20 protein-coding genes, 1 tRNA gene and 2 pseudogenes are annotated in these 25,262 nt (G+C 42.9%); 7 read left to right on the top strand and 16 right to left on the bottom strand.

The window, feature by feature from the left end:
- Window positions 1-50 precede the first annotated feature (50 nt).
- Window positions 51-494, bottom strand: coding sequence for a MerR family transcriptional regulator (locus AC1EKL_RS03020; protein WP_480188345.1), 444 nt, complete (start codon window positions 492-494; stop codon window positions 51-53).
- 131 nt (window positions 495-625) lie between these two features.
- Here AC1EKL_RS03020 and AC1EKL_RS03015 point away from each other — a divergent pair, with 131 nt between their 5' ends.
- Window positions 626-2,107, top strand: coding sequence for an MDR family MFS transporter (locus tag AC1EKL_RS03015; RefSeq protein ID WP_480188346.1), 1,482 nt, complete (start codon window positions 626-628; stop codon window positions 2,105-2,107).
- Window positions 2,107-2,802: pseudogene (locus AC1EKL_RS03010) on the top strand (DUF4811 domain-containing protein). The gene AC1EKL_RS03015 and the pseudogene AC1EKL_RS03010 overlap by 1 nt, the downstream one beginning before the upstream one ends.
- Before the next feature lie 37 nt (window positions 2,803-2,839).
- Here AC1EKL_RS03010 and AC1EKL_RS03005 read toward each other — a convergent pair.
- Both AC1EKL_RS03005 and AC1EKL_RS03000 read right to left on the bottom strand, forming a co-directional pair.
- Window positions 2,840-3,733, bottom strand: coding sequence for an RluA family pseudouridine synthase (locus AC1EKL_RS03005; RefSeq protein ID WP_480188347.1), 894 nt, complete (start codon window positions 3,731-3,733; stop codon window positions 2,840-2,842).
- Window positions 3,734-3,790: 57 nt separating this feature from the next.
- A tRNA-Asp gene (locus AC1EKL_RS03000) sits at window positions 3,791-3,865 on the bottom strand.
- A 149-nt stretch (window positions 3,866-4,014) separates the two neighbouring features.
- On the opposite strand from AC1EKL_RS03000, the gene mprF reads away from it, so the two are divergent.
- On the top strand, window positions 4,015-6,603 hold the full coding sequence (gene mprF, locus AC1EKL_RS02995) for a bifunctional lysylphosphatidylglycerol flippase/synthetase MprF (protein WP_480188348.1): 2,589 nt from the start codon (window positions 4,015-4,017) through the stop codon (window positions 6,601-6,603).
- A gap of 20 nt (window positions 6,604-6,623) precedes the next feature.
- Window positions 6,624-7,952: a ClC family H(+)/Cl(-) exchange transporter gene (locus AC1EKL_RS02990; RefSeq protein WP_480188483.1), complete on the top strand. Its 1,329-nt coding sequence runs from the start codon at window positions 6,624-6,626 to the stop codon at window positions 7,950-7,952.
- 56 nt (window positions 7,953-8,008) lie between these two features.
- Here AC1EKL_RS02990 and AC1EKL_RS02985 read toward each other — a convergent pair whose 3' ends face one another.
- The 8 genes and pseudogenes from AC1EKL_RS02985 to AC1EKL_RS02950 form a co-directional block, all read right to left on the bottom strand.
- Window positions 8,009-8,578 carry a DJ-1 family glyoxalase III gene (locus AC1EKL_RS02985; RefSeq protein ID WP_480188349.1) on the bottom strand — a complete coding sequence of 190 codons (570 nt, stop codon included), beginning with the start codon at window positions 8,576-8,578 and terminating at the stop codon, window positions 8,009-8,011.
- Between the two features lie 17 nt (window positions 8,579-8,595).
- Window positions 8,596-9,585 carry an alpha/beta hydrolase gene (locus tag AC1EKL_RS02980; protein ID WP_480188350.1) on the bottom strand — a complete coding sequence of 330 codons (990 nt, stop codon included), beginning with the start codon at window positions 9,583-9,585 and terminating at the stop codon, window positions 8,596-8,598.
- A gap of 77 nt (window positions 9,586-9,662) precedes the next feature.
- A complete protein-coding gene (locus AC1EKL_RS02975) occupies window positions 9,663-10,319 on the bottom strand; it encodes a uracil-DNA glycosylase (RefSeq protein WP_480188351.1) in 657 nt (218 codons plus the stop codon).
- Window positions 10,320-10,325: 6 nt separating this feature from the next.
- Complete coding sequence (locus AC1EKL_RS02970) at window positions 10,326-11,693, bottom strand: threonine/serine exporter family protein (RefSeq protein ID WP_480188352.1); 1,368 nt, start codon at window positions 11,691-11,693, stop codon at window positions 10,326-10,328.
- A gap of 59 nt (window positions 11,694-11,752) precedes the next feature.
- Window positions 11,753-14,485 carry a YhgE/Pip family protein gene (locus tag AC1EKL_RS02965; protein ID WP_480188353.1) on the bottom strand — a complete coding sequence of 911 codons (2,733 nt, stop codon included), beginning with the start codon at window positions 14,483-14,485 and terminating at the stop codon, window positions 11,753-11,755.
- A 14-nt stretch (window positions 14,486-14,499) separates the two neighbouring features.
- Window positions 14,500-15,054, bottom strand: coding sequence for a TetR/AcrR family transcriptional regulator (locus AC1EKL_RS02960; RefSeq protein ID WP_480188354.1), 555 nt, complete (start codon window positions 15,052-15,054; stop codon window positions 14,500-14,502).
- Window positions 15,055-15,195: 141 nt separating this feature from the next.
- A pseudogene (locus AC1EKL_RS02955) lies at window positions 15,196-16,165 on the bottom strand (AEC family transporter).
- A gap of 23 nt (window positions 16,166-16,188) precedes the next feature.
- Window positions 16,189-17,820 (bottom strand): malolactic enzyme, encoded by a 1,632-nt coding sequence (locus AC1EKL_RS02950; RefSeq protein WP_480188355.1) that lies wholly within the window; start codon window positions 17,818-17,820, stop codon window positions 16,189-16,191.
- 139 nt (window positions 17,821-17,959) lie between these two features.
- Here AC1EKL_RS02950 and AC1EKL_RS02945 point away from each other — a divergent pair, with 139 nt between their 5' ends.
- The gene (locus AC1EKL_RS02945) at window positions 17,960-18,850 is read left to right on the top strand and encodes a LysR family transcriptional regulator (RefSeq protein WP_480188356.1); all 891 of its coding nucleotides are present in this window, start codon (window positions 17,960-17,962) and stop codon (window positions 18,848-18,850) included.
- A gap of 82 nt (window positions 18,851-18,932) precedes the next feature.
- On the opposite strand, the gene nagA is transcribed toward AC1EKL_RS02945, so the two are convergent.
- The 5 genes from nagA to AC1EKL_RS02920 are packed head-to-tail and all read right to left on the bottom strand — an operon-like array spanning window position 18,933 to window position 23,282.
- Entirely contained in the window at window positions 18,933-20,069 is a 1,137-nt protein-coding gene (gene nagA, locus AC1EKL_RS02940; protein ID WP_480188357.1) for an N-acetylglucosamine-6-phosphate deacetylase, read from the bottom strand.
- Between the two features lie 11 nt (window positions 20,070-20,080).
- Window positions 20,081-20,794 carry a glucosamine-6-phosphate deaminase gene (locus tag AC1EKL_RS02935; protein WP_480188358.1) on the bottom strand — a complete coding sequence of 238 codons (714 nt, stop codon included), beginning with the start codon at window positions 20,792-20,794 and terminating at the stop codon, window positions 20,081-20,083.
- A 20-nt stretch (window positions 20,795-20,814) separates the two neighbouring features.
- Complete coding sequence (locus AC1EKL_RS02930; RefSeq protein ID WP_480188359.1) at window positions 20,815-21,672, bottom strand: MurR/RpiR family transcriptional regulator; 858 nt, start codon at window positions 21,670-21,672, stop codon at window positions 20,815-20,817.
- Window positions 21,673-21,692: 20 nt separating this feature from the next.
- Complete coding sequence (locus AC1EKL_RS02925) at window positions 21,693-22,382, bottom strand: N-acetylmannosamine-6-phosphate 2-epimerase (RefSeq protein ID WP_480188360.1); 690 nt, start codon at window positions 22,380-22,382, stop codon at window positions 21,693-21,695.
- Window positions 22,383-22,403: 21 nt separating this feature from the next.
- Window positions 22,404-23,282 carry an N-acetylneuraminate lyase gene (locus AC1EKL_RS02920; protein ID WP_480188361.1) on the bottom strand — a complete coding sequence of 293 codons (879 nt, stop codon included), beginning with the start codon at window positions 23,280-23,282 and terminating at the stop codon, window positions 22,404-22,406.
- Window positions 23,283-23,525: 243 nt separating this feature from the next.
- Here AC1EKL_RS02920 and AC1EKL_RS02915 point away from each other — a divergent pair, with 243 nt between their 5' ends.
- Both AC1EKL_RS02915 and AC1EKL_RS02910 read left to right on the top strand, forming a co-directional pair.
- Window positions 23,526-24,386, top strand: a complete 861-nt coding sequence (locus AC1EKL_RS02915; RefSeq protein WP_480188362.1) for an ROK family protein — start codon at window positions 23,526-23,528, stop codon at window positions 24,384-24,386.
- A 150-nt stretch (window positions 24,387-24,536) separates the two neighbouring features.
- Window positions 24,537-25,253 carry a sugar phosphate isomerase/epimerase family protein gene (locus tag AC1EKL_RS02910; RefSeq protein WP_480188363.1) on the top strand — a complete coding sequence of 239 codons (717 nt, stop codon included), beginning with the start codon at window positions 24,537-24,539 and terminating at the stop codon, window positions 25,251-25,253.
- The last annotated feature ends 9 nt before the right edge of the window (window positions 25,254-25,262 follow it).

The raw sequence follows: 25,262 nt of genomic DNA, 5'->3' as shown, positions 1-25,262 counted from the left end.
AGTTAATCTCGTTAAATCTAGAATACCACCATGAAAACGATTTCGTTAAATTAATTCTGTTGTTCCCGTAAAACTAGCTGAGTCTCACCATTCTGATCAACGATCGCCACTACTCGTTTTCCTGGGGCATTAGCTACCACTCCCAGATCAATTTCGACCTGCTTACTTTTTTCCTGGACGTCATGGATTCTTTTCATCATAAACGTCTTCACACTTTGATGAAGGTCCCGTTGCTGGTTTTGTTTTTGGAATGCGGTTGCCAAAGTAAAACCTTGATCCAAGTAAAATTTAATTCCAGCAACCGTCGCCAGAGTTTTTAACGTGTATTTATGGCTTTGATTTTTCTGATTCTGCCGCGAATGGATATACCCCTTCTTTTCCCAATAACGAATCTGACTTGGTGAAACTTCGCTGGCCTCACATAATTCACTAAGTGTGATTAATAACCGATCGTCAAAGAAGACCCTGCGTAATTCGTTGACCATTGAACTCATAGATTTTCCCCCGAACTTTTTATGTTGATATAATGAGTATCACTTTTTTTAATCTCTTTGTCAAATAATTTGACAATTAACCCAAACAATCTTATATTGGTAAATACTGTGAAAAGAAAGAAGGGGTTTAATTGGCTACTCAAGATCAACCTATTGATATCAATGGCCAGCCATATAATCGGCCACTCATGGTGGCAATTTTGCTAATCGGCTCATTTTGTACCTTTTTAAACCAGACCATTCTGGCAACTGCCTTTCCAGCATTAATGAATGCTTTTAATGTGAATACTTCGACAGTTCAATGGCTAACTACAGGCTTTTTAATGGTAAATGGGATTATGATTCCGGTCAGTGCCTATTTAAGCAATCGTTTTAATACCAAGTTACTGTACATGTCGGCAATGATTATTTTTGAACTTGGTACCATTATTGCGTGGCTCGCGCCAAATTTTGCCACGCTCTTGATTGCGCGCTTGATTCAAGCGGTGGGTGTTGGTATTACCATGCCACTAATGCAGACCATTATGCTGACAATCTTCCCACCAGAACACCGTGGTGCAGCGATGGGGATTAACGGACTAGTAATTGGCCTTGCTCCTGCGATTGGCCCGTCTTTATCTGGTTGGGTAATTGATAATTACTCATGGCGATATCTTTTTGCGATGATTATCCCAATCGTCGCAGTGGTCATTATCTTGGCACCATTTCTTGTAAAGAGTGTCATCCAAACTAGCCATCCTAAATTAGACCTACCATCATTAATCGTTTCAACGATTGGCTTTGGTAGTATGCTCTACGGATTTTCTACCGTTGGCGATAAGGGCTGGCTCGATCCTGAAGTAATCATCACCATTATCGTTGGTTTTATACTAGTCGGCGTATTAATTCTTCGCCAAAATCATCTTGAAAATCGTTTCTTAGATTTCCGTGTCTTCAAGACTTTTGAATTTTCTTTAGCCACCGTTCTAAGTTCGATTACAATGATGGCCATGGTTGCCGTGGAATTAGTCATTCCAATGTATCTCCAAATTGTGCATGGCCTTTCTGCTTTCCATTCTGGATTAACCTTGCTGTTTGGTGCCTTATTCATGGGTGCTATGAGTCCGATTACCGGGAACCTCTTCGACCGCTATGGTGCACGCCGCCTTGCTTCAACTGGAATGTTCATTTTACTAATCGGGACCTTGCCATTTGCATTCGTTAACCGAGATACACCAACCGTTGACATCGTAATTCTCTACGGGATTCGGATGTTTGGAATTTCCATGGTTATGATGCCCGTCACCACTTCAGGAATGAACGCCCTACCACTGTCATTAATCGCCCACGGGACCGCTGTCAACAACACAATGCGGCAAGTTGCAACTTCCGTTGGGACAGCTATCCTCATGTCGGTATTGACTAACGTTACTAAACATGCGCAACCAGCTAAGTCACTTCTCACGAGTGCCCCACTACAATACAAATCAGCAATGATTAATGCGACGCTCAAAGGGTACCAAGCTTCGTTCTGGTTTGCCGTTGCCTTCTCTCTCATTGGTTTTCTAGCAACGTTCTTACTCAAAAATCAGAATGCACACGATTTACTAATCGATAAGGAGGTCAATGATTAATGCTCATCTATCTTTCATTTATCATGGCCGTCGGTCTCTACCTCTGTTCAATGTTCTTAAAAAGGGGCCGGCGCGTCGGCGTGATCATTTTTGCGATCCTGTTCGTCCTGACCACGGTGGGTGTCACCGCTAATTACTCCCATCATTGGGGAATGAAAAAAGTGACCACCACTAAGTCACAACGCATTTACTCAGCAGCGGGAAAGAACTTGCCGATTAATTTGTACCAACCCGTTGGTACTTCTGGTAAAGATAATGTTTTCATTTACAAGACCACTCCCCATCAAGGCAAGACGGTTCATACTCAAGCGAATGAACGAACTTATAGTCAAACCAAAGTCAGTACCACTAACACCGCCTATTTAACTACTACGTAAACCCGTTGGCGTTACCAAAATAGGTTTTACAAATTCTTGTTCATTGGTACTGGTATGCAGAATAAACTGATTCACCGGACAAATACCCTTTATTATCCAAAGGGTTACGTTCAGCTAACTGTTAAACAAGCCAATCAATTAAAAAAGCGCATGACTAATTCAAATCAAGCAACATCCACAATCAAGCAGCAAATGACGACCTACGTACAGCAAAAGGTTGCCGCTGCTAATACTCGTGACCCCCAGAAAATAAAGCAAATCAATCAACAAGCGCAACTTGAATTTCAAGGCCAACTAATTAAAAAACTTCTCCAATAACGATTAAAAGGAGCACCGCAAAAACGGTGCTCCTTTTTTACTTAGCCAGCTTTAATTGTTTCAATATTGCTTGTTGTGCTTTTGACATTGGTGCTCGAAATTGTAATTGTTGTTCTGTAAACGGATCTTGAAAACTTAATGTGCTAGCATGTAAAACTTGGTGATGAACTATTTCCACCGGTCCGCCATAAAGATGATCACCAACAAGCGGATGACCAATAAAACTCATATGGACCCGAATTTGATGGGTCCGGCCACTATGAAGTTGTAATTGAACCAAACTGTAGTCTTCACTGGTCTGCTGACACCAATATTCCGTTCTAGCTGGTTGACCAGCTGGGTCAATGATTCGGGCTGCCTGGCCTGCCACCCGTTTAATTGGTTTATCAATCATTCCATGCTGCTTCGTAAGCTTGCCAGCAACTACTGCGAGATAGCGTTTTTGCATAGTATGCTTTTCTACTTGTTGGCTAATCATACTAGAAGCCACCCGATGTTTTGCAACTAATAATAATCCACTTGTGTACTTATCCAAGCGAGTAATTAAATGTGGCCGTTGATTAGGATCTTCGCTTTTTTCTAAATACCCTTTAACCCGGTTTAAAATCGTGTCGTTATCTTCTGTTGGACCTGGAATGGACGCAATTCCCGTTGGTTTATTAATTACTAACCAATTAGCGTCTTCGTAGACGATCGTCAATGGTTGATTACTACTTTTGACCGTTGGATCTGGCATTTCAGCATCCACTTGAATGGTTAAAGTTTGATTTGGTAGCACCTGGGTCGTTGGCCGAACATGGCGGTAGTCAACCAAAAACTGACCATCCCCATTTTTTATATCATTAAACAGCCGGTGCCCCATCCCCAATTGACTCAAGTATCGTTTGATCTTAATCGGACTGGTACCATGATATTGCCATGTATTTTCCATTATTATTTCCTCATTGATGGTATTAAAAAAGCTGGGTAACACCCAGCTTTTTTATAACGGTCCGTACGAGACTCGAACTCGTGATCTCATCCGTGACAGGGATGCGTCCTAAACCAACTAGACCAACGGACCATTTAACAACAATTAGTAGTATACGTGAACTTCACCACCCCGTCAATTGTTTTTTCAAAATTTCACCCGGAAACAATCCGTGATACTGGTATCTACCATTTAATTACTTTATTATAAAGAAGTAAGCTTATTGAAGGAGTCAGTGAAAAATGAAAACCATGATCCAGAAATTAACCAATATCTGGAATAAATACGCTAAAGTCATTAAGACTATTTTTGTGGCCTCCGTGATCATCTTTGTGGTGATCGCCTTAAGTAACTTCTTTAAAGAAGTTGATTGGCACCAAGTCAGTGTCGGTATTCAAAATCAGTCCCTGGCAAACGTCATAATCATGACCATCTGTGGCCTTTTAGCAGTATTACCAATGCTTGGTTACGATGTTGCAATTACCAAGTTGTTGCCTGGTCACTTTAGTAAATTTTACGTGTTCCGCAGTGGGTGGATCACTAACACCCTCACCAACATCGCTGGATTTGGTGGCCTCTTAGGCGCTACCCTGCGGGCCTACTTTTATGGTAAAGAAGCCCGTCGGAATGAAATTCTCCTGGCAATTGCTAAGATTGCGGTCTTCTTGCTTGCAGGACTATCCATTCTTTGCTGGTTAGCCTTAATTGTGATGTACGGCTTTCATGATGGTGGTCATTTTGATCGTTATGCCATCTGGCTTATTGGAGGCGGTTGTTACTTCCCAATCGTCTTTATTTTTACCCGTCGGCACGATTCAAAGCTGTTCCAAGGGTTAACTGCTCAACTCAAAACACTGCTCACGGTTAGTTCCACTTTGGAATGGCTATTAGTCGCCCTCTTTTTTATCCTGATTGGTTACTTAATGGGCGTCAAAATTAACCTAATGGCCGTTTTCCCACTTTACGTAGTGGCCCAAGTTCTCGGGGTCGTGTCGATGCTTCCGGGAGCGATTGGCTCTTTTGATGTCATGATGATGCTTGAATTAACAATGTTAGGCGTTCCGCGCGCCACCACAGTTGTCTGGCTGTTACTTTTTCGGGTCTTCTACTATATTGTCCCGATTATCATTGGTGCCATTTTCTTCATTCACCATATCTTTACCCAATTTGATAATTTCTTTGATCACATCCCACTATCCATCGCTCGGCAAACTGCTCATTGGCTCATCACCTGTTTTATGTATGTTTCCGGAATTTTGATGCTTTTAGCGGCCTCCGTTCCCGATCTTACTGATAATAATCGACTGTTGCAGCGCTTCTATCCCTTTACCTTCTTCTTTCTTCATCAACTAACGACAATCCTATTTGCAATCGCCATGCTGGCTTGTGCACGAGGACTTCAATCAAAAGTAAAACGTGCTTACTGGCCAACCGTCATTATCCTCGTTATCGGCATTACCAACACGATTATTAACTTAGGCACCGTCACACTAACCATCTTTTTGTTTATCATTCTCATTCTGGTGTTCCTGATGCGGCACGTTCCTTATCGTGAAAAGTTACAGTATTCTACGGGAAAGTTTTTAGTTGACGGAATTATCTTTGTCGGGAGCTTAATTCTCTATATTATCGTGGGAGTTATTAATACTCCGCACTATGCCGCTAATCATTCCATTCCACAATTTTTACTATTCCCTGGTGAAAAAATTTGGCTATCTGGTTTTATCGGCCTGATTCTTGGCTTTGCCATTATGTTCATCATCATCCGTTATTTTATGGCAGGCAACGATCCTTTTGCTGGCGAACAACCACTAGACAAACAACGGGTTTTGGCCATTATCAATGAATTCGGTGGTAATGAAACCAGTCCCCTCGCTTTGCTCCGGGATAAAAATATTTACTATTATCAAGTTGATGATCATGATCAACTCTTTTTCATGTATCGCCGTAAAAATGACAAATTAATCATTATGGGTGACCCGGTCGGTAATCAAGAACTGAAAAATGCCGCCATCAAACAATTTTTACGTGAAGCCGATTGCTATGGTTATCAATTAGTCTTCTATGAAGTAAATAGCAATACAACACTTGACCTGCATGAATTTGGTTTTGACTTTATGAAGACCGGTGAAGACGGGTGGGTAAAACTCGCTGACTTTACACTAGCAGGTAAAAAACAACGATCCCAACGCGCCTTGATACATAAGTTTGACCGCGAAGGCTATACATTTGAGATTGTTCAACCGCCCTTTAACGATCAATTAATGCAAGAAATGAAAAATGTTTCAGATGATTGGCTAGGTCATGAAGTCGAAAAGGGATTCTCCTTAGGCTTTTTCTCACCCCAATATATTAATGAAGCACCAGTTGCATTAGTCCACTCCGCTGCTGGTGAATTAGTGGCTTTCGCCACCCTCATGCCAACCGGTGGTAAAAAATTACTAACAATTGACCTAATGCGTCACCGACGCGATGCACCATCTGGCATCATGGACAAAATTTTTGTATCGATGTTCCAATATGGCCAGCAAGAAGGCTACCAATACTTCGATTTAGGGATGGCGCCATTAGCAAATGTGGGAGCTTCTCAATACAGTTTTATTGAAGAAAAGGTGGCGCACTTCATCTACGAATACGGCTACCACTTATACGGATTCCAAGGACTTCGACGTTACAAAGAAAAATATGCTTCCTGCTGGTTTCCAAAATATACTGTCTTTCGTAAAAAGACGTCGTTAATTGATTCAATGCTCGCTCTGTTAAGCGTCGTTAACCAACGGATGGACCAACAAGAACGCCGTCACCCTTGGTTTATTTGGTGGAAGAATTAAAGATTCCACCAAGGAGGCGAATCATGAAAAAAGCAACTGATGTATTAAACAAACCATTTCACTCCAATTTCCTCAAACTAATTTTTGCAGGATCGTTAGTTGGTATTTTGACCGGCCTCGTAGTCAGTCTCTTTCGCTGGATTATTGATCAAACATTATCGGTTCTGCAAATCATTTATCCAGCCATGGCACAGCACCACTGGTGGATTCTTGCTTACGCTGGTCTAACAATCATCATATGTTTAGTGCTTGGTTATATTATTCACCCATTTCAAACTGACCTAGTTGGCTCAGGGGTGCCCCAGATTGAAGCAATTTTGGCTGGCCAACACACCATGAATTGGAGCCAAGTTCTGTGGCGTAAGTTTATTGGTGGGTTGCTGGCAATCTGTCCAGGACTTTTTCTGGGACGGGAAGGCCCCTGTATTCAAATGGGCGCAGCAATCGGTCAAGGCTTTAGTGAGCATTTCTTTCACAGTAATCGTAACATTACTAGAACTTTACTTTCTTGTGGCATTGCTGCCGGTTTATCAGCGGCCTTCAGCGCTCCATTGGCTGGAACGATGTTTTTATTGGAAGAAATTGTCTTTCATTTTCAGCCGCAAATTTGGCTAACTGCGCTGGCGGCAGCAATTTGCTCCGATGTAGTCACCGTTTGCTTTTTCGGTACCAAGCCCTGTTTATTTCTCCCCATTACCAACAATCTACCGGTCCATTCCTATCCCATCATGATCATTTTGGGAATCATTCTGGGAGTTTGTGCCTATGGTTATCAATACTGTCTTTTAAATCTTCGCTGGTGGTTTAGTAAAATTCGCCAAATTCCAGCACAGTACCACAGTATTTTCCCCCTGCTATTAATAATTCCCGTTGGCCTTTGGCAACCAAAAATTCTTGGTGGCAGTCACGTCTTAATAAACTACCTCGTTGCTAAAGTTACAAACGTTGGAATACATCATTATTCCCAGCTAATAATGTATCTTTTAATCTTTTTAGTGATCCGTTTCGTTTGGTCCATGTTAAGCTATGGTGCCACAGTCCCGGGAGGAATTTTTATGCCCATTCTGGTATTGGGAGCACTGCTTGGGTGTATTAGTGCACCAATCATGATTCAAACTAATGTTATTCCCGCGACTGATTATATTAATATCATTGCTTTTTCAATGGCGGCTTATTTTGGTGCCATTGAACACGCGCCGTTCACTGCGATCCTCTTAATTACAGAAATGGTTGGATCAATTGAACAAATTCTACCAATGACAATCATGACCTTTGTCGCTTATATTATCAATGATTTACTAGGAGGGCGACCAATTTATACCGCACTTCGGGAAGAACTTTTCGCATAAAAATAGGGACAGTTAACAAATTTCATTTCTGAAATCTGTTAACTGTCCCTATTATTTTAGATATTTTCCTTTAAATAATCGTACAGCATTTGATGCTTAATTTCTTTAGTATCCAAGCCTAAAACTTCCGCAATCTGAAAAGCATAAGCCAACGCCGTTGCTGGGCCACGACTTGTAACAATATGGCCATTATGATCGACCACCGTAATGGATTCTTTAAAATGACCGGTTGGTGCAACCCGCTTAGTTTCCTCATCAATTCCTGGGAAACACGTGTAATCATGGTTATTGAGAAGGCCATACCGCGCAAAAGCAATTGGTGCGGCACACATGGCCGCATTCCATTGACCATTGGCCTGCCGTTTTTGCATTAAGTCCATTAACTGATCATTATCCCGAAGAGCATGCGCGCCACCCATTCCACCAGGAAAAATAACACAATCATAGTCCAAAAGTTGATCATCGACGATGCGATCACAGTGGAGGGCAATCTGGTGAGCACCCATAATATCCTGACTGCCTAATCCAACCATATCAGCTTGGACTCCCATCCGCCGAAAAACATCAATTGGCGTCAAGGCTTCAACTTCTTCACAACCATTAGCTAATACTACTGCAACTTTCATTACTATCACCTCATTAATTAATCAAAACAAAACTGTTGGATTTGGTGGATTGCTGACGTCGATTCTGGAATCGGCGTCAGTGGGAACTCATGGTACAACTGCCGGCCAATCTGTGATTCAACAAGGACATTCCGCGAACGCAGCATCTTCACAAATTTCATAATATCTGGAAACATAATTTCGTTGGTCCCCGTAAAAACAAGAACATTCTTCAACACTTCTACTGGCCCATTAATTGGTGAAAGACGATAATCATCTAATGATGTCGTTCCAGCCCAGATTTGGCCAACCCGTCGTAAACCATCGACATCCAACACCACGTCACGTTGCTGATATTTAGCAATTAAGGGGTTCGTTAATGTTAAATCTAACCACGGAGAAATCAAGACCAAATGCCCAGGTTGGGGCATTTGATGCTGACCTAACCATTCACAAAAACCAGCTGCCAAGCCGGCCCCAGCTGAATCACCAATTAGTGTAATTTTTGAAACTGGGGTGTCCTGATAAAGTGCCGTGTATAGTCGATGTAACTGATCATACGCTACCGTAAATTGATGAGTTGGCGCAAGTGCATATTGCGGAACAAGCACCCGAGCGTGGGTTTGCTGGGCAAGTCGTTGGGCAAAGTGCCAGTGATCCTTCGTCGGTTGTAAAAAGTAGGCACCACCAAATAAGAACACAAAGATTTGATCATTCTTTGCATTGGCATTCAGCACCACCACGGGCACCCCGGCAATCGTCTGCCGCATCACGGCACCTTGATTTTCAATTTCTTGCGGCACAACAAACGGTTCAGCAGCTGCTTGTGCAGCTTCAGCTAGCGCTTTTTCCAACCGTTCCGGTTGATGAAGCATTTGTTTAAAACCAGATAACTGCAAACTTAACGCAACTAATGATGCTTTGGGCGAACGGCTATGCCCGCAGTCTAACTGCTCCTGCAAACTGTCCTTTAAACTTTTGGCAACGGATTTGGCCACCTGACGGTTTAAACGATATTCGTGTTTCATGCTAACTCCTTAATCCAATCAAACGTCCTACCTGTATGGTAAAACAAATGTCTGTAAAAAGCACTCCATCACTGCTGTTAATTGTGCTGTAGCCAGTTGCCAAATGCCTGCCAATCTTTGCGAACCGTGGGCTCCAAACGCCGCGCATATAAATACGCCGCAGGATGATACATCGGATATACCCAGTACTGCAATTGCCCTTTTTGATAACCACTATCATCCGGTAATGACTCGAGAATAGCTGTCCTTCTAGGGTGACCATGCAAAGTTCCTACCTTAGCAGCGGGTCCCAAAAGCCGTTGTAAACTGGTGTTTCCTAATGGCACAATAATTTGTGGCTGTACAGTTTTAATTTCCCAATCAAATAATGGCGCATAAGCTAATACTTCTTTTTTCGTTGGCGTTCGATTTGGGTGTTTCTCCACCATTTCACCGGTTTTTCGATCACAAACCTGACGAATTGAAAATGGTCGACTACGGACTACGCTAGTGATATAAACATCATCACGGGTTAAACCAGCTAACGCTAGCATTTTCATTAACTCTTTGCCAGAACTACCCACAAACGGAACGCCAGTTTTCGCTTCCTGCCGTCCTGGCGCTTCGCCGAGTAACATGACCCGCGGATGCATTGGCCCCATTCCAGCAACAAAACCGGTAAAATTGTGACCTGCAACCCGCTCCTTAACTTGGGCGACTAGTTTAGGTGGATACTGAATTTGCACTTTTGTCATCTCCAATTAGCCATTATGGCGCCACTTCTTATCTGTCAAGATTCGAGCTGCAATTAAGCCAAGCGGCAAAAAGACGACAATTAAGAGCGCCCGCGTCATCCATAGGGCCCCAGTACTAATGGAAGTTAAACCAATGTTATAAACTGCCCGATACATATATAGTCCTGGCACCATAATCACGATTGATGGAATCGTAATGGAAATTCTTGGATAACCAACCTTTTTTCGGACAATTGATGCCAACAGTCCTGCAGTCAAAGCACCCAAGAATGCAGCAGCCCCAGCAGGTATATGTCCCAAATCAACTAATTCCAAACGAAGTGTATTTGCGACCGCACCAATTAAGCCGGCAGTGGTGGCCATCTTCAACTTGCTATTAAACATAATTGAGAAACCAAACACGCCGCAAAAACTGGCCGGCAACCGGAGCAATAAGTACATCAATGGTGATAACGATAAGGGCATAAAGTCTTCAGGTCGTAAATGAACTAGCATGGCGACCAACCAGCCCACTAAGGTTGCCACCGTGATGATAATAACGGCATAGGCACCCCGTTCCAACCCAGACCGCATATCCAGCTTGGACAAGTCCAGGCCACTAGTAATGAATGGAAATCCTGGAATAATAAATAACATTGCCCCAATATAGCCAGCTTCATGACGAGGACTCACATTAAAGAGGGCTCGAACTGACATAAATGAAACCAAATAAGCGATGCAGGCAGTCGCTACAGCCACCGCGATACAAGCAAAAAGGGTCATGTGATGATCAATCATCTTCCGCCGCACGTAATTACCAAAGCCGGCGCCAATAAAACAGCACAGCATTTCAACCAAACCACCGCCGAGTAAGAAAACGAAGGCACTACATGCTAATGCTGCGGCCAGACCAACCATCCACGGTTGATAATTTCCTTTTGATTTTTGAATTTCGTTTAGACGAGCATGGATTTCTCCAATCGTCCAACTGACGCCTTCCGCTTCCATATCCTTCATAAACCGTTCCAAAGCGTTTAGGCGAGTAGTGTTCACCCCTGTGCTAGGCAATGATAATGCCTGGGTGTAGCTTCGGTGATTGTCCATACAAGTATATTCAATCGACACTAAACCAATATCCGCCGAACAGGTCATGCCAAGCGTTTGTGCCACAATATTCATTGAATTGCGGACCCGCCATGATCCTGTTCCACAAGCCAGCATCATAATGCCAACCCGGCCAACAATCACTGCCCGTTCCACTAAGTTGGCTTCGGTAGCTGGTGTAATGTTATCGCTCGTAACAAAGTCCATCCAATCAATCTGCATGTGATGATGATACTGATTGGCTGGTATTTCCTGACTACTCATTTCTTCTCTCCCATTATTCTTCTTCATTCATGAAAAAAGACCCTCGTGATCATCTGTTCACGAGAATCTCAAATTTAACATTTCTATTATACGAGTTTCGAATCCCTTTGTGTACCAAATTTTGTTTTTTGCGCATCGGTAGCGGGCATCTGGTGTAACTTGAACCGTAATTGTCCACGATCAGCCACTAATAATATTAACAAGTAGAAAATAACCGCATACCCCACCAAAATCCAAAGGTTACTTTGTAGATACGTTGTACCAAAGCCACCAGTAATCGCCTGACGGAGTCCATTAATACCGTAAGTCATTGGTAATAGCGGGTGGATCAGGTTAAAGAACCGGTTGGTAACTTCCATTGGGAACATTCCACCAGCACCACCAAGTTGGGCCACAAATAGCAGTAAGCCTAAAATGGTTCCAAAACGTCCAAGGACCAGCGTAAAGAACTGCATAATCGCCATTTGCGCAACTGTATAAATAACGCTAATCATAAAGAGTTGTTCAATATTCTGTACTTGTAAGCCCATTAACATTAAGACTACGTTTTGAACGGCCGCCATTAACACACTAATTAACAGCGCAATCTTGAACTCATGCGCTAACAATTGACGCTTCGTTGCCGTTTGTTCCAGGTACTTGTTCGATGGAAATTCTAAAGTGAAAATTAACACCCCAATGAAGAGCCCCGTTGCCATAATAAACGGCGCTAAGGCGTGTCCATAGTTTGGAACATAACTGTAACTCCGGTGCGTAAGTTTCGTCGGTGCCCCAAACATTGTCGCAGTTCGCTCATTTGGGTGCAAATGATTTAATTGGTTAGCACCACTACCAAGCCGGTCAGCTAACGTGGTTGCTCCTGCATTTAACTGAGCAATCCCAGTTGCTAGCTTAGGTGAATTCATTGCTAATTGATTCGTCCCCAGCGCTAACTGGTTAACACCACTAATTAACACGGGTACCTTACCGCCTAATTGACTCAGACCAGCTGCTAACTGACTAGCACCTAAGTTAAGGGTTCCGGCATTGGCGTTCAAAAGTTGTGCACCTTGATTAGCCTGTTGCACGCCGGCTGAATATTGTTGCCAGCCATTTTGCAACTTTTGTCCACCAGCAGTTAATTGACCACTAGCCGCCAGTAACCGTTGACTACCAACATTTGCCTGATCAACCGCCCCTGTATACTGGTTAACACCATCTGTAAACTGATTAATTAAGCCACTGCTTTGGGCTAATTGCGCCGTTCCATTACTCAATTGGTTAGTTGCAACTGTTAATTGTTGCACTTTCCCTGGCATTGCAGTAATCAGTGCTTGATTAATTTTTAACTGCCCTAAAACTTGATTAGTTTGGGTCAGTAATTGCTGCGCATTACCCAATGTTTGGGATAACTGTGGCAAACCCCGCTGCAGGGTCTGCAGCTTTTGCATAGTTGGTGCTAATGAACTCTGGGCCGTTGACAGGCCCCGCATTGTGGTTTGAATCTGGTTAATTTGGTTACCATTATCGCTGGCCGCTGCAGCGATTGTTTGGGCACCATCGGCAACGGTCTTCTTTGTCGCTGCACTCGCTTGCGGATCGCTGGCCACCGCCTGAGCCATTTGAGCAGCGGTTGTGGCACTTTGTCGTGAGTTAGTTCCGATTTTAGTTAAGTTGCTCGTTAGCGTTGGCGTTAACGAGTTCACCGCCTGAACAACCGTAGTCAACTGGTTCGGATCGAGCCCCTTCAATGAGGCTAACAATTGATTAACACCCGCCAGCTGCGTTTGTAGATTAGTAGCAGCGGCCCCTAACTGTTGAGCTGAACCAAGGGTTTCCATTAAATGGCTTGACTGCAAAACATTATTAAATTCCGCAACGTTATCCGCAATTTGACGACTGCCATTATTAAGTTTGCCAAACTGACCGGCCGCTTGATTTAGTTGACTGGCCCCAGCACGGAGTTGGTCTGACTGATTACTAATCTGTTGGATTCCATTTCCCAATTGCTTAGTCCCAGCAGTGTAATCGTTTAATCCGCTTTGCAATTGGCCGATTCCTTGATTAAATTCTGGAATCTTTGACGCTAACAATTGTAATCCAGCCCCCAGCGTGTTTGTCCCAGCCGTAAATTGACTAACTCCACGACGTAATTGCTCGCCACCATTCACTAACTGCTGAGCACCAGCACCAAGGGGTGCCACACCCATTTGCAACTCTTGAACACCACGATTAACCTTGGAAACTCCCGCAAAGTATTGACTAGCACCATCCTGTAGCACCATTGTGCCATCACTGATTTGATGGGCGCCGTTAGCGGCCTGGTTCATCCCTTTGCCCAACACATGCAACTGATCAAACATGGCCGTTGCATACGCCTTAGTGACTGAAGACCGAATCTGTTGATTAAGCTGCTTCATCCCAATATCACTAATACTACGGGCTAAATAATTTTTTGAGTCATTCGTTTGGTAATGGAGTTCCATCTTTTGGGGATGTTTAGACATGACCGTTGCGGCATTGGCTGAAAAGTCCCGTGGGATCGTCACTACCGTGTAGTAACGATGATTCCGCATTCCGCGCTGTGCAGCTTGTGCACTCACAAACTGCCATTTGAGATCATGATTATGACGAAGCTGCTTAACAGTTTGTGCACCAACATTAAGGACTTTCCCTTGGTATTTAGTTGGTTCATCCCGGTTCACCACCGCAATAGGTAAGTTTTTCGCCCCGCCATACGGATCCCAAACTGACTGAATAAAAAACAAACTATACATTAATGGGGCAAGAATTGCCACAAGCATTAACAAAGCGGTTATTGAACGTTGATTTTGTTTCATATTTTCACCTTTGACTATTCAGCCTTCCCCTTAGCGGTTAACCAATCAATAAACATGTTGGCGTGTTTGATAATGGTCTGCTTAGACGTTGCATAATCCTGGTTCCGCCACCAATAAAATGCACCAACAATGCTCGAACTGAGCATGTAAGCGGTGGTTTCGGGATTATCAAACGTCCCAATGCTTTTGACCAAGCGATCATCAATCCCCGCTTCATAACGGTTCAACATGATGTCAGCTAAAATATTCACCATCGTTGGATACAGTGAGCTATTAGCATTACTCGTCGCTAAATTACGCATCACCGTTTTATGGGAACATAGATAATCCACTACATTGACCAATTCATCCGCAGAAGAGTCACTCTCGTCAATTAAATTGGTAATTTTAGTATTAACCGTGTGCTTCAATAAATCATATTTATCATTAAAATAGCGATAAAAACTGCTGCGGTGCATCATCGTTTCCTGACAAATCTGTTCGACAGACAACGACAGGAAGGAATGGTCTTCTAGCAGGTGCAATAGTGCCCGCTGAAAGTCCCGCTCTGTTCTCGTAAGTTCAGCCATGTTCATTCTCCTTCTGAAACAAATTTTAAATTTGTCTTATTTCAAAACTAACAAGGAGAATAGTAGCACAATCTAACATTTTTGGAAAGTGTCGAATTAAAAAAAGGCGACGAGAAAACTCGTCGCCTTAATAGCTTTAATTTAAACAAATTGCAGAATTGCCATCAAAATTGGAACAACTACCACAAAGAGAATCGTGCTCATAACCACGACATCCGTAGCGTGCTTAACATCACCATGGGCTTCTTTAGCCAAAATTGGCAACACTGCCAGCATTGGCGTTGCTGATTGAACAACTAATGTTTGCCGCATTAAACTTGGCAAATGAACACCCATTCCCATACCAAGCTTGATCAAAATAATCAAAGCCAGCGGTGAGATAATAAACCGGCCAATTAATGCTAGTACAGAATCCCGTTCGAAACGGAAATTATTCAATCCCGCATCATACAAGACAATCCCAATGTAAATCAACGATAGTGGAGTAACTAAACTACCCACGTATGATAACGTCTGGCCAATAAAGTTTGGCACTGGAATCCCAATTAAGAGCCAGATGATGGAAAAGATAAAACCAACTAGTGGCATTGGTAATAGTTTGGACCAGTTAATATGATCACGTTGCTTCTTTTGCCCATCAGCCGTTGGGTCGTCATTTTGGATTAGGTAAACCCCAAATGCCCATGTCGAAACCGTGTTAACGATGTAGTAGATCAAAAAGTAAGACATGGCCTTATTTCCAAATAAAGCGGTGTTCAATGGCATCCCGATAAAAAATCGTGTTGGCGTTCGCCACAGCATTAATAAAGATTCCGCGGCGACCTGGTCGAATCTTGAACAACTTCACAGCTGCAAAAGCCACTAGGTAGCTGACAATCACTGCTAATGCTGGGAAAATAATCCCAATTCCTAAGCCAAGGAGCTTATCCTTAGTCAAATACTTCATGACACTCATGAAAATGGATGCTGGTAAGGCAATCTTCGTAATCAACGATGCAATATTGCCACCAAAAGAATCTGCAAACCAATTATTCCGTCGCAAAATATATCCCAACGCCATAATCAGGACAATTTCAACGACACTCGAAACGGACGTTAAAAATACAGACATTGCTCAATCTCCCTTACTATGAATTAATACTTAGCTTCCCACTTGAGGTCTGCAACAGCCTTCTTAGCATCAGTAATACCATCGCCAGCCAATCCTTGGTCAATTGCTGACTGGGCCACAATTTCAGATACCCGGGTAGTAAAGTCTTCCAATTTAGCAACTGGTGGTAACACTGCCGCACCAGGTTCACTTGGGTCAACAATCCCACCCAGTGCATGGGCAGCGGCAGCCAGCATCGTTTCATTGACTTGACTAGCCTTGGCAGCAATCGCCCCAAAACCAACTCCTGGATAAACAAGGGCATTATTGGCTTGACCAATCGTGTAAGTAACACCCTTGTGTTCAACGGGATTAACTGGGATCCCAGTAGCGGTCAAAACTCGCCCATCCGTCCACTTAATCAAGTCGGCTGGCATGGCTTCGATCAATTTCGTTGGGTTGGAAATTGGGAAGATAATTGGTCGTTCAGTGTGGGCCGCCATTTCTTTAACGACCTCTTCAGTAAAGGCACCTGGCTGCTTGGAAGTCCCAATCATAACCGTTGGGTGAACTGCCTTAACCACTGATAAGAGGTCGGTTAATTCATCCGCATTGCTAAATTCACTCCGGTCCCGGGTAAATTCCTTTTGTTCCGGTGTCAAATCTGGAGTGTCATTGAAAAGTAACCCTTGCACGTCAACTAAGTAGAAGTGCTTCTTTGCTTCTGCTGGATCGGCCCCTTGGCGAACCATTTCATCATAAAGCATCTTTGCAATACCCATACCAGCAGTTCCAGCACCAAACGTTAAGAACTTTTGATCTACTAATTTTTCCTTCGAGATGTTCAATGCACCAAGCACACCAGCTAAAGCGATAATCCCCGTTCCTTGAATGTCATCATTGAAGACTGGCATTTCATCCTTGTACTTGTTCAAGATAACAGCCGCATTGGAACGCCCAAAGTCTTCAAAGTGCAGTAATGCTTCTGGGAACAACTTACGGGCAGATTGAACAAACTTATCCACCAGTGCGTAGTATTCGTCACCATAAACCCGCTTGTGACGATTACCCAGGTACATCGGATCATCCAACAATGCTTGGTTGTTTGTCCCAGCGTCTAGGGAAACGGCCAACACTTGCGATGGATCAATCCCGGCAGCGGCGGTATATACCATCAGCTTACCAACAGCAATGTCAACACCGTTGACACCCCAGTCACCAATACCAAGGATCCCTTCAGCATCGGTAACAACAATTAAACGAATGTCCCGACCATCAGCAGCATTTTTCAAACTCTCTTCAACGTTATCTTGATCATCGACCGACAAAAAGGCAGCTTGTTGCGGTTGAATGAAAATATTGCTGTAGTTTTCAATTGATTCCGCGATGACTGGATCATAAACAATCGGCATAAATTCTACAATGTGTTGCCCCATTAAGTAGAAGAACAATGTCCGATTGGTGTTAAAAATTTCCATCAAGAATTGCCGTTGTGGTAATCCTGCTGGTTTAGTTTGGAATTGAGCGTAAGTTTCATCAGCCTGTTCTTGCAAGGTTTGCACCTTAGCTGGCAGTGCCCCCAACAAGCCTAATTTCTTCCGTTCATCCATCGTAAACGCAGTCCCCTTGTTTAAATAAGGGTTATTCAAGATTTCCATTGCTTTCATTGATCTCATTTCCTTTCTCACAAATTATGATCATCACTAATTTACGCAATCATTCTAAAAAGCGGCCAAGACTATAGTCAAATTATTGTAGTATAATAAAAAATAATTATATGAGCGAATTAGTTTGTTGATATAGAGGCAATTTAAAATGAATATTAATGATTTAGAATATTATCATGAACTAGCAAAAGTAAAAAACTTTTCTAAAGTGGCCGCCAAATTTAACGTTACCCAACCCACCATTACCAACGCGATTAAACGTTTAGAAAACGAATTGCAGACTTCTTTCTTCATCCGTGATCAGTCTCACCACGAAATTGTCATCACCAAGAACGGCCAGCAATTTGACCATCACGTCGCCATCATCCTGAGTGAACTAGAAATTGCCCGTAAAGATATTGAAAATAATCAGAAACAACAGATTCGTTTCGGCCTGCCGCCAATTATTGGTAACTACTTTTTCCCACCACTGACGCCGTTATTAATGCATCGCCAATTAATGACCCAACTCGAAGTTTTTGAACATGGATCGACCGAGTTATTATCCATGCTCAGGCGTGGTGATATTGACTTAGCGCTCTTGGGATCGCTCGTTCCGTTAAACTATCCCCGGCTTACCAGTACGACAATTTTACGAGAACCAATCAATATCATCGTTTCACGTCACCATCCACTCGCAGCCAAGGCCAAGACCGGAATTTATTTTCGTGAACTAGCGAAAGAAAAGTTTATTAGTTTGGACGAAGGGTTTGTCCATAACCAGGCATTTCGGATGATGGCCAGAATTAACCATATTCGGCCACGCACGGTCTATAAAACTACCGACGTTCACGTTATTAAATCCATGGTCGCTGAAAACATCGGGATTTCATATCTAACTAGTCTAGCAATTCTGCCCTCGAATGACCTGGTTCAAATTCCCCTGTTAGATAGTGAAAAACCTGAATTTTTGATCTCATGCGTCCGGCGGAATACCGCTGCATTCAACGATGCTAAACAAACGCTCTGGAAATTACTTACCAACTATTCGCCCAAATAAAAACAAGCCTGTCAAACGGGATTCGTACCGTAATGGCAGACTTGTTTTTTCGTATTCTAAAGGAGTGTTTAGTGTTATTAATTTAGTTCATTTGGTGACCATAACTATAGGTAGTTTGCAAATTTAAGTCCTGATCCAATATATTCAAGTCGGCATCCTTGCCAACAGTTAAACCACCTTTAGTAGGCAAGTTAAACTCACGGGCCTGATTAACTGATGACATTTTGACCGCATTTGCGATCCCACAATCCGTGAAATCAACAATATTCTTAAACGCGAGGTTATATTGCAAAATGGAACCGGCCAGGTGGCCATTCTCAAGTCGAGCTTGATGATCCTTAACAATGACCTTCTGACCACCTAATTCTGAAATGCCCTCAGGCATTCCCTTTGCCCGTAAGGAATCGGTAATCAATTCCATTCGATCTGGACCTTTAATCTGATAGGCTAGCCGGATCATATCTGGAACAACATGGAAGCCATCCGCAATGATTTCAGTGTAGAGATTGTCTTCCATCAAAGCGTCCCCCGTCAGACCGGGCTCACGATGCCGCATTCCCCGTTGGGCGTTATACAAGTGGGTAATGTGACTAGCTAGCGAATACTTCATTCCTTCACGCGTCGCATTCGAGTGGCCTGCAGACGGCACAATGTTATGGCTCAAACAGTATTCTTCCAGTTCACGAGCACCTGGTTTTTCGGGCGCATAAGTAATCATCTTGACAAGCCCACCGGATAATTCATTCCAATGTTCAAGCAGTCGATAATCAGGATCCTGAATGTACTGTTCGGGCTGAGCCCCCTTATATTCAACACAGACAAAAGGTCCTTCCAAATGGGTTCCCTTAATTACCGGATTCATTTTGGCCGCTTCACGAATCCCTTCCATTGCCCGGTTAATATTTTCCACCGATTGAGTGACTGTAGTGGGAAAGAAGGTAGTAACCCCTTCATTTTTCGTGACTTGGGTAACCATTTGGTTAATTTTTTCCGGATCAGCATCCATGGTATCAATCCCATAACCACCATGGCTATGGACATCAATGAAGCCGGGAACTATAATCAGCTCGTGACCATCAATAATCTTTCCATCAGCCGCTTCTGGCTGGTATTCGATCATTGGACCAACAGCAAGCACCTGTCGGTTAAAGCGAATATAACCATCTTTAATGACTTCTTCCCCAGTATAAATATCAGCATGTTTAATGACAGTTTGCATTTTACGACTCCTTAGTATTGTCCATGCAGCTTTTGTGCAGCTGCTTCATCAATAATGATGGTGACATTCGGATGCCGTTGTAAAATACTTGCCGGTACATCTTCAGTGACGGGGCCCTCAATTGCCTTAGCAATCGCATCCGCTTTTGCATCACCATATGCTTCTAAAAGAATTTGGTGGGCTTGCATAATTGAAGCCATTCCCATGGACAATGCAGACCGGGGAACGTCAGCTTCATTAGCAAAGAACCGTGAATTGGCATCAATCGTGGATTGCGTGAGCTGCACCTCGTGGGTGGTGCTCTCAAACGGGGTCCCAGGTTCATTAAAACCAATGTGCCCGTTCCGCCCAATTCCTAAAATCTGTAAATCCACTGGATGATCCGCAATAATTTGATCGTAGCGGACCACTTCTTTAGCTAAATCAGGCGCGAGCCCATTGGGAATGTATGAGTGAGCAAACGGTTTTTGGTTAAAGAGGTGTTTTTGCATAAAGTAGGCATAACTTTGTTCGTCATCCGGCCCCAAGCCAACATACTCATCAAGGTTAACCGACGTACACTTCCGAAAATCAATTGCACTGCTGCAAAGTTCGGCATAAGTCGTCAACGGGGTACTTCCGGTGGCGAGGCCAAAGACTTGCGCTCCATTTTGCCACGCGGTCATGAAGATTTCTGCCCCTTTTTGACCGCCTTCAGCGGCGTTCTTGACCACAATTACATTCATCACAAAATTTCCTTTCCGTTTTATTCATCATGATTCTGGCGGTGATGGTTTCGTCCGGTAGTTTGTTCCTTCGTTACTAAAATGGCTTCCACCGTCTTATTCATTGTTGCGCGAAAATCCGTAAATTGAAGTAACATTTGCGTCAGCATATCAATCACGTAGGTCACCGCAAATTGCGAATTAATAAAGTCATAATCACCCACTAATTCTGTACTTTTAATCTGAAATAGTAAGTCACTCATTTTACCAAGCAAACTATTTTTAAAAGCGGTCACCGCAATAATTGTTGCCCCATTTTTACGACTATCCCGAACAGCAGAACATACTTCTGGGGTACTCCCAGAGACAGACAAGGCAATTACGATATCGTTGTCTTGCATTGTGGCACTAGCAATCGTCATCATATTGCTTTCCGTCATCGCAAAAGCGGGCTTACCCATCCGCATTAAACGTTGGGTAAACTCTTGAGCATTATATCCGGAACTACCAATTCCAAAAATATACACCCGCTTTGCGCTATGGATCAAATTAGCGGCTTGCCGGAGCTGCTTAGTAGAAACCATCGCCATCGTCTCCTCCAGAATTTTTTGATAATAATTATGGATGTCATTCGGTGTGGAAACATTCTGCTCCGATTCCCGCTGCATCGTATCTGGTGTGACCAATGCAAGTTTAAAGTCCGCAAAATTTTTGCAGCCGACCCGTTTGGTAAAGCGGCTCACCGTAGCAACCCCAACGCCAGCCTGATTAGCGAGTTCGGTAATGTTCATACGCCGTACCAACTCTGGTTTTTGCAGCGTTACGCGGGCCACCTTTTTTTCCTGTCGTGGCAGGTTAATAAAGAGGTTTTGGACTTGTTCCATAAAACGTGCAGACATCCATCATCATTCCTTACTAGTTATTTAAGAGCATTAACAAATCCCGTGGCAATTTGCAGTGGGCGCGTAATGGTCCCACCAACCACGACCGCATGGCAGCCAAGTTCAATGCATCGTTTTGCCTTTTCTGGGCGGTCAATTTTACCTTCCGCAATCACCGGATGTTCAGCAGTTTTGACCACCTCTTTGAGGTAAGCAAAGTCATCGTCCGCAACGTTCATCCCTTTAGTTGCTGGCGTATAACCGTGCATTGTGGTGCCAATAATATCAAAGCCTAGATCATTAGCAATTTTAACACTGTCAATGCAGTCTGTGTCTGCCATGAGTAAAGTGTTTGGAAATTCTTTCCGCATTTGGTCAACAATTTCCGCTAATTTTTCACCATGGGGCCGTGGACGACCAGTAACGTCACAAGCAACGACTTCACAGCCAGTACTTGCGACCGCCCGCATTTCTTTCATTGTCGGCGTAATGTAAACTGGTGAATCGTCATAGTCCACTTTAGCGAGCCCAATCATGGGCAGATGCGCTTCATCTTGGATAGCTTGAATATCAACAACGGAATTAGCCCGAATCGCGGAAGCCCCCGCTTCCTTGGCAGCTCTCGCCATTCGCGCCATAATAAATGAACTATGCAGTGGTTCACCAGGCAGTGCCTGACAGGATACGACTAAATTCCCTTTAGTGGCCTTCAAAAAAGTATTTTCCATTATTTAAGTGCCTTCTTTAAATTAGTTTTTTAAAAACTTCGCATAAATTTCACTTGCCGTGGTCTTCATTTCTGGAGTTGGCTTATGCATTGGTTCCTTAGTGTAGCCAGCTTCAACTCCCATATCTTGAAGCAATAACTTGATTGTTTGGTAAAGACCGTTCCCAAGAATTGCGGAAATCAGGTCATTCGTTTCATGTTGAATATCAAGTGCCTTTTGCATGTCACCAGCTTCAAAGGCTTCAATTTCCGCCTTTGCCCGGGCTGCATTGACATTATAAGTGGAGCCAATTGCACCATCAACCCCTAACGAAAGGGCTGGTAAGAGCATTTCATCCGTTCCGAAGAGAATCTTCTTATCTGGGAAACGATTTCGGAGCCGTTCGAGGAGGAAGAAATCGGCATTGGTGTACTTAACCCCGATAATCTTTGGATTTTCAAATAACTTAGCAAAATTATCCAAGGAGAGGGAAACCCCCGTTAATGCTGGAATAGAGTAAACAATTAAGTTGGCGTCGACATCCTTAACAATTTCATCGTAGTAGTACTTAATTTCTGGGAAACTAAAGTTGTAGTAGAACGGTGTAACTGCGGAAATTGTCTTATACCCCAGGTCATTAACAACGTAATTAGCTAATTCTTTTGCTTCTTGTAAGTCGATCGAACCAACTTGGGCGATTAAATCAACATCATCGCCGGCTTCATCTTTCACAATTTCAAAGATCCGCTTCTTAGTTGCAGTTTGCAGCATGAAGTTTTCACCGGTGCTTCCACCTACGTACAAACCGTCAACGTGGTTAACATCAATATTATGCCGCACAATTTCACGGGTTCCTTTTTCATTTACGGTCCCGTCAGCGTTGAAAGAAGTTAATAGTGCGGAATATAATTTTTTAGTCATTTTTACCATCCTTTGTTTAAAATACTGGTTACTAAATTCATGTAATAGTTCTTCTTCAACCGCACCCTAAGGATACGTTGTGGAAACTATTTTCGCAATTAATTTTTATGATAATATTTTTCATTAGCCGTTCATATACCCGTTTTAATAGCGTTTCTTATCTGAAAAATAAATTTAAAGAAAGGCTTAAGCATGATATAATGTAAGCGTTTTAATCAAGGATTTCAGAAAGGATTGACCCTGATGCAAAAGAATTATCTTGCTTTCGACGTTGGTAGGACGTCAATTAAATATGCTGTTATTGACTCAAATTTAAAAATGCTTAATTCTGGTAAAACAGCTACCAATCATAATCAAGACCAAGCCATTGTTAAAGCCTTAATAACCATTAGTCATCAAATAATGGGACAATTTAAAATTAGTGGAATTGGGGTTAGCACCGCCGGACGCGTTGGTCATCATGGGGAGATTATCTATGCTGGCCCAACCATCCAAAATTATCAAGGTACCCCACTAAAACAAATATTAGAAAAGGCTGCGCAAGTACCAGTTCAGGTGATGAATGATGTTGATGCGGCCCTAATGGGTGAAATCCTATGCGGTCACGTTCACGCAGATCAATCCGTGTACTGCATTGCTTTAGGAACCGGCATTGGTGGTGCCTTCTATCACAACGGACATTTATCCAGAGGTGCACACGGCCTTGCGAATTCTGTTGGCTACCTTAACTATGATCCAGAATCAAAAGAGTGTTTTGAAAGTCAAGCTTCTACCCTGGCTTTGCAACACAGTCTTGAATCGATCAACGTTTCAGTTCCGGAAGCCTTTCAACGGGCGCGCGATGGTCAGTCACAATTTGTCGAAATTATTCAACATTGGTGTCGACAGCTCGGTAAACAGCTAGCGCAAATCTGTTTAATCCTGGATCCAGCCAAAATTTTAATCGGCGGTGCAGTTAGTCAACAGGGTGATTTTTTCATTCATCAAATTAAATCTGCTGTTCAACACTTTCTCCCGGAAGGGTTAGCAAACGTTGATATCAAGGCAACAACTCTCCAAGATCAAGCGCAAGTCTTTGGAGCTATTTCACCATTCTTTTTATGAAAGCGTATACATTTTATTTTAAACGTGTTATGGTTAACACCGTAATAGTTTTAAAGTTTAATTCAACCGCACAAAAAAAGCGCCGCATCCACGGCTGCTTTCTTTGTGTGTTTTTTTATTTCCGCATTTTCTTTTAAAGAGGTGTATTTCATGAAGGTATCAATTAATACCGCGGTTTTTCTTGATCAAATGAATGCGGGTCACTCCCAATACGATGTCCTTCAGGAATTGATCGGCAAACCGATTGATAATGTTGAAGTTCGTGGTGAATTTTTCCAACCAGCCAGTCAAGAAGCGGAACTAGATAAGATTAGTGAACTCGCTCATCAAAATAATTGGGGACTTTATTATTCTATTCCCGAAGTCCTCTTCAATGATGGTGAATTAAATTCTCACCTCACCGATTACATTATGCTGGCCCAAAAATATGGAATTAAAAATTTAAAAATCAGTTTAGGCGATTATGGTGCCTTAACTGAAGATACCAAGCAATTATTGATGCAAATTCCAACCAATGATGTTGCCATCAGTGTTGAAAACGAACCGAACGATCATGGTGAAGTACCAAAAATCTTTAATTTCTTAGATACTACCAATGGTCACTTTGGCTACACCTTTGATTCTGGCAATTGGTATTGGATCGATCAAGATCCTCAAGCAGCAATGAACCAATTAAGTTCTAAAATCACCGTTTTCCATTTAAAGAATATTAAAGACCGGGATACGACCATGCTCGATAATGGTGATACCGATTGGCAACGCTTAACTAAGAAGGTCCCCGCTGGTGTACCAGTATTTTTAGAATACAATATTCCATCTGCCAAGTTGTTGGATCAGGAAATTGCTAAAGTCAATGAATTGCTTTAGTTCCTAAAG

It is taken from the genome of Limosilactobacillus sp. C0001E2 (assembly GCF_056590915.1).
Note: the sequence above shows the minus strand (reverse complement) of the source record. Positions and strands in the feature narration are given on the sequence as shown.